A 3,757-nucleotide genomic window follows, 5' to 3' on the forward strand; every position below is an offset into this window, starting at 1 on the left:
ACACTAGCCGACCTTGAAGAGGTTTGGAATGAAGGTGCAGGTGCGCCAATCGGCAAAATTACGACCCTGTGAAAACATTCCGAGAAGGAGCTGTTCTTAGTAGATTAGAAGCCGAAGCGAACTTCGGCGTACCCCTACCCATAGGAAAATTGGGAATACTGGATGTTGTCGAAGACGGCTATCGAATCCGGTTTGTCGGATGGTGGACAACCCAATCTGGTGAATTGTGCTGTTCGCTACCTAAAGTCTTTCCTGACTCACCCAGCCACGACGAATTCAATCTCCTTGTTAGGACTATTCGAAAAGAGCAACGACAGCATCAGGCCCAAGCTCAATCAGACGAAAGTACGACAATACGACAGGCCGACAATCTGCGTGACCTATTTGAAGCAATTCTAAGCCATACCGAACAGTTTGGATGGCACACTGAAGAACACTGGATTGAATCAGAGGAGTTGGCTCACGCAAACTGGGAGCGAACTGCAGATGAATGTGTTGGCAGCTATCTGGGTTTGGATTTCGTATTCCCCGCGACGATTGGCACCTGCTTACATTCAGCACCTAGTCGATTGGCTCCCCTTCAAGCATTGGCCCTCCAAAACCTCGAAGCCAGAGCCCGTCCAGTTCTTGAAGATCTGAAGGGTCGCTATGAGTCCATAATCTCAGAGGTTAACGCCCTCGCAGAAATTGCTTCCGAATTCGCATCCCCTAGGGTCCTGATTGATGAACTGCTCGAATCAAACAGAGATCACGACCGCGCGTTGGCGAGCCTCTTGGATCGCTGGCTCCGAGGTTGTCGAACCAAATTAGCAAGCGGCTTCTCGGGAACTTCAAGTTTTGCACACACTTGGGAGCGGGCAGTACGTGCCTGTATTCTTGGTTCACCGGACATACTCGACATTAGCCACTCTGAATTTGCATCTCAACCTATTGCCCGCGACAAGAATGGAAATATCGTGTCCCGAAGCTCTTCCCAAAGGCCTGATTTATGGTGCCTAGCCGGCGGCCTTAGTTACTTAATTGATGCAAAATGGTACGACGAAGGAAGCCTGCCCCCCACACCGGACATTATTAAGCAATTAATGTATGAGCTTAGTGCTCATCACAAAATTTCTGGAAATGTATTCATCGTGCCAACGAAGGCACAGACATCAAGACATCTTACATCAATCCGCCTTGAATACGCTGATGAGTTCGACGAACGGTTCCCGCTCATCCGCGTGATTGAACTACCAACAGTAGAAGTTTTAGCATCGTATATTAATTGCGACCGAAGCAACCTCGGAAGCAGGATTATTGAGCTAATGTCACCAGTGGCGGTATGAACCGTGAAAGGGGTCCCGTTTTTCAAGCATTGACTCCCTCCGGCTGGATTGAGGATCCTTGTCATTCCTGCACAATGCGTGGCGTGATGAACACCATAAGGAAGCTCTTCTCTTTTCTGGAGCCGTCGCTGCGAAAAAGCGGGGCGAGGAATGGAACGTCAAACACGAGCGGGCCACCGCTTCCTTTCGTCATGGATGTCACGGGAACCGGACCACCGGGATCTCCCAGAAGAATCCCGAACTGGGAAGGATCGTCAGCCTGGAGAAGCTGGTAGTTCAAGGTCGGAAGGCTGTCGCTCAGTTCAAGATGCTGGACATCGAAGCCGCCGGTCCGGCCCGGCAGGGAAAAGCGGATGACCGGAGCATCTGGATTCGTTTCTGTTTGCCTGGCAATTTATTTTTTCTTCCTTGGGGAGCTCCCAATCCATCCATGGCGAGCTGGTGGAACCGACTGCAAGATTTGTCGCCCGACGCCTTTTTCCCGGATGGTCACTCTCATTCCGGGCTTCTGCCTCATGCAAAAGCAATGGCACCATGATACGCGCCCCGCGAAACGGATATTCCAACGAAATCCCCGCACGCGGCGGCCTCCCGGTGGCGGGCTTTCTTTTCCGGGCTAGGCAAGGATCCCCTTGACGACCTTGGCGGGTTCCACGCCGGTGGGCTTGTGGTTGAGGCCTTGGAAGCGGAAGGTGAAGCGGTTGTGATCCATGCCGAGGCAATTCAGGATGGTGGCGTTGAGGTCGCGGATGTGGACGGGGTTTTCGGTGATGTTGTAGGAATAGTCGTCGGTCGCGCCGTAGCTGATGCCGCCCTTGATGCCGCCGCCGGCGACCCACGTGCTGAAGCAGCGGCCGTGGTGGTCGCGGCCGGTGCCGATTTTCCCCTGGCTGTAAACGGTGCGCCCGAACTCGCCGCCCCAGACGACGAGCGTGTCCTCCAGCAGGCCGCGCTGGTGGAGGTCGGTGACGAGCGCGGCGGAGGCCTGGTCGGTGTCGCGGCACTGGTTGGCGAGGTGGGTTTGGAGATTGTTGTGCTGATCCCAGCCGCGGTGGAAGAGCTGGGTGAAACGCACGCCGCGCTCGGCCATGCGGCGGGCGAGGAGGCAGTTGTAGGCGTAGGTGCCCGGGGTGCGGGACTCCGGGCCGTAGAGGTCGAAAACCCAGTCCGGCTCATCGGAAAGATCGGCGAGTTCCGGGGCGGAGGTCTGCATCCGGAAGGCCATTTCGTACTGGCTGATGCGGGTGAGGATTTCCGGATCCGACATTTTTTCGTGGCGGATGTGGTTGAGGGCGGCGAGGTCGTCGAGCATCGCGCGGCGGTCGGAGCGCGCCATTCCGGCGGGGTCGTTGAGGTAAAGGACGGGGTCCGCGCCGCTGCGGAACTGCACACCCTGGTGGTTGGAAGGCAGGAAGCCGCTGCCCCAGAGGCGTGAGAAGATCGGTTGCCCGGGGTTTTTGCCGGTGCCCTGCGAGACGAGCACGACGTAGGAGGGCAGGTTCTCGTTCATGCTGCCGAGGCCGTAGGAGACCCAGGAACCCATGCTGGGGTTTCCCGGGAACTGCGAGCCGGTGTTGATGAACGTGATTCCGGGGTCGTGGTTGATGGCCTCCGTGTGCATCGAGCGGATGACCGCGATGTGATCCGCGACCTTGCAGGTGTAGGGCAGGAGATCGCTGATCCACTGGCCGCTCTCGCCGCGCTGCTCGAAACGGGCGAGGCTCTTGCAGAGCGGGAAACTTTTCTGGCCGGAGGTCATTCCGGTGAGGCGCTGACCCTGGCGGACGGAGTCGGGGAGATCCTGGCCGTGGACTTTCTCAAGGTGCGGCTTGTAGTCGAAAAGGTCGATGTGGGACGGGCCGCCGGATTGGAAAAGGTAGATCACGCGTTTCGCTTTCGGGGCGAAGTGGGAGCGGGCGAGGGAATCGCCGCCGCTAAGGGATTTTGCGTCCGCGGCCAACAAGGTACGGGCGGCCATCGCGCCGATGCCGAGGCCGGTGAGACCGAGGAAGCTGCGGCGGGAGATCGCGTTGAGGTGCGTGTCGATGGGGTTCATGGCGAAAATTAGCGAAGATGTTTAACCACGGATGACACGGAATACACGGATGGAAGACTTTTCCTGATCCATATACTAAGATCAGTGTTCATCCGTGAAATCCGCGTTGGAAAAATGTGTTTGGGTGGCTAGGGCCGGTTGATGAACTCGTCGAGGTTGATGAGGGTGGAGCCGAGGATGGCGTAGGCGGCTTGCTCGGGGGTGCCGGCGAGGGCTTTCGCGGCGGCCTCGTCGTCCGAATAACGGGCGAGGTGGCGGTCGAGGGATTGTTCCAGCAGCTCCAGCTCGCCCGCCTCCGGATCGCGGCCGGTGGTGAGGCGGAAGCCGTAGGTGAGGCGCGCGGTGGGGGACGCGCCGCCTTCGTCGATCATGCGTT

General features: G+C 57.7%; 5 protein-coding genes. 2 read left to right on the forward strand and 3 right to left on the reverse strand.

Annotated elements, in window-relative coordinates:
* The first annotated feature begins 68 nt into the window (after nucleotides 1-68).
* A complete protein-coding gene (locus tag WBG04_RS20085) occupies nucleotides 69-1,325 on the forward strand; it encodes an LlaJI family restriction endonuclease (protein ID WP_424316507.1) in 1,257 nt (418 codons plus the stop codon).
* A 61-nt stretch (nucleotides 1,326-1,386) separates the two neighbouring features.
* On the opposite strand, the gene WBG04_RS20090 is transcribed toward WBG04_RS20085, so the two are convergent.
* Nucleotides 1,387-1,605 (reverse strand): hypothetical protein, encoded by a 219-nt coding sequence (locus tag WBG04_RS20090; protein WP_424316508.1) that lies wholly within the window; start codon nucleotides 1,603-1,605, stop codon nucleotides 1,387-1,389.
* Nucleotides 1,606-1,632: 27 nt separating this feature from the next.
* Here WBG04_RS20090 and WBG04_RS20095 point away from each other — a divergent pair, with 27 nt between their 5' ends.
* A complete protein-coding gene (locus WBG04_RS20095) occupies nucleotides 1,633-1,863 on the forward strand; it encodes a hypothetical protein (RefSeq protein WP_424316509.1) in 231 nt (76 codons plus the stop codon).
* 78 nt (nucleotides 1,864-1,941) lie between these two features.
* Here WBG04_RS20095 and WBG04_RS20100 read toward each other — a convergent pair whose 3' ends face one another.
* Both WBG04_RS20100 and WBG04_RS20105 read right to left on the reverse strand, forming a co-directional pair.
* Nucleotides 1,942-3,381: a DUF1501 domain-containing protein gene (locus WBG04_RS20100; RefSeq protein WP_424316510.1), complete on the reverse strand. Its 1,440-nt coding sequence runs from the start codon at nucleotides 3,379-3,381 to the stop codon at nucleotides 1,942-1,944.
* Between the two features lie 128 nt (nucleotides 3,382-3,509).
* The coding region (locus WBG04_RS20105) for a hypothetical protein (protein ID WP_424316511.1) at nucleotides 3,510-3,757 on the reverse strand (248 nt) is incomplete at its 5' end.

The organism is Haloferula sp. (genome assembly GCF_049672945.1).
Taxonomy (GTDB): domain Bacteria; phylum Verrucomicrobiota; class Verrucomicrobiia; order Verrucomicrobiales; family Akkermansiaceae; genus Haloferula.

Bases quoted from the DNA above. Each gene is read 5' to 3' on its own strand.
- WBG04_RS20100 (WP_424316510.1), bottom strand. From the start codon at position 3,381: ATGAACCCCATCGACACGCACCTCAACGCGATCTCCCGCCGCAGCTTC.
- WBG04_RS20095 (WP_424316509.1), top strand. From the start codon at position 1,633: ATGCTGGACATCGAAGCCGCCGGTCCGGCCCGGCAGGGAAAAGCGGAT.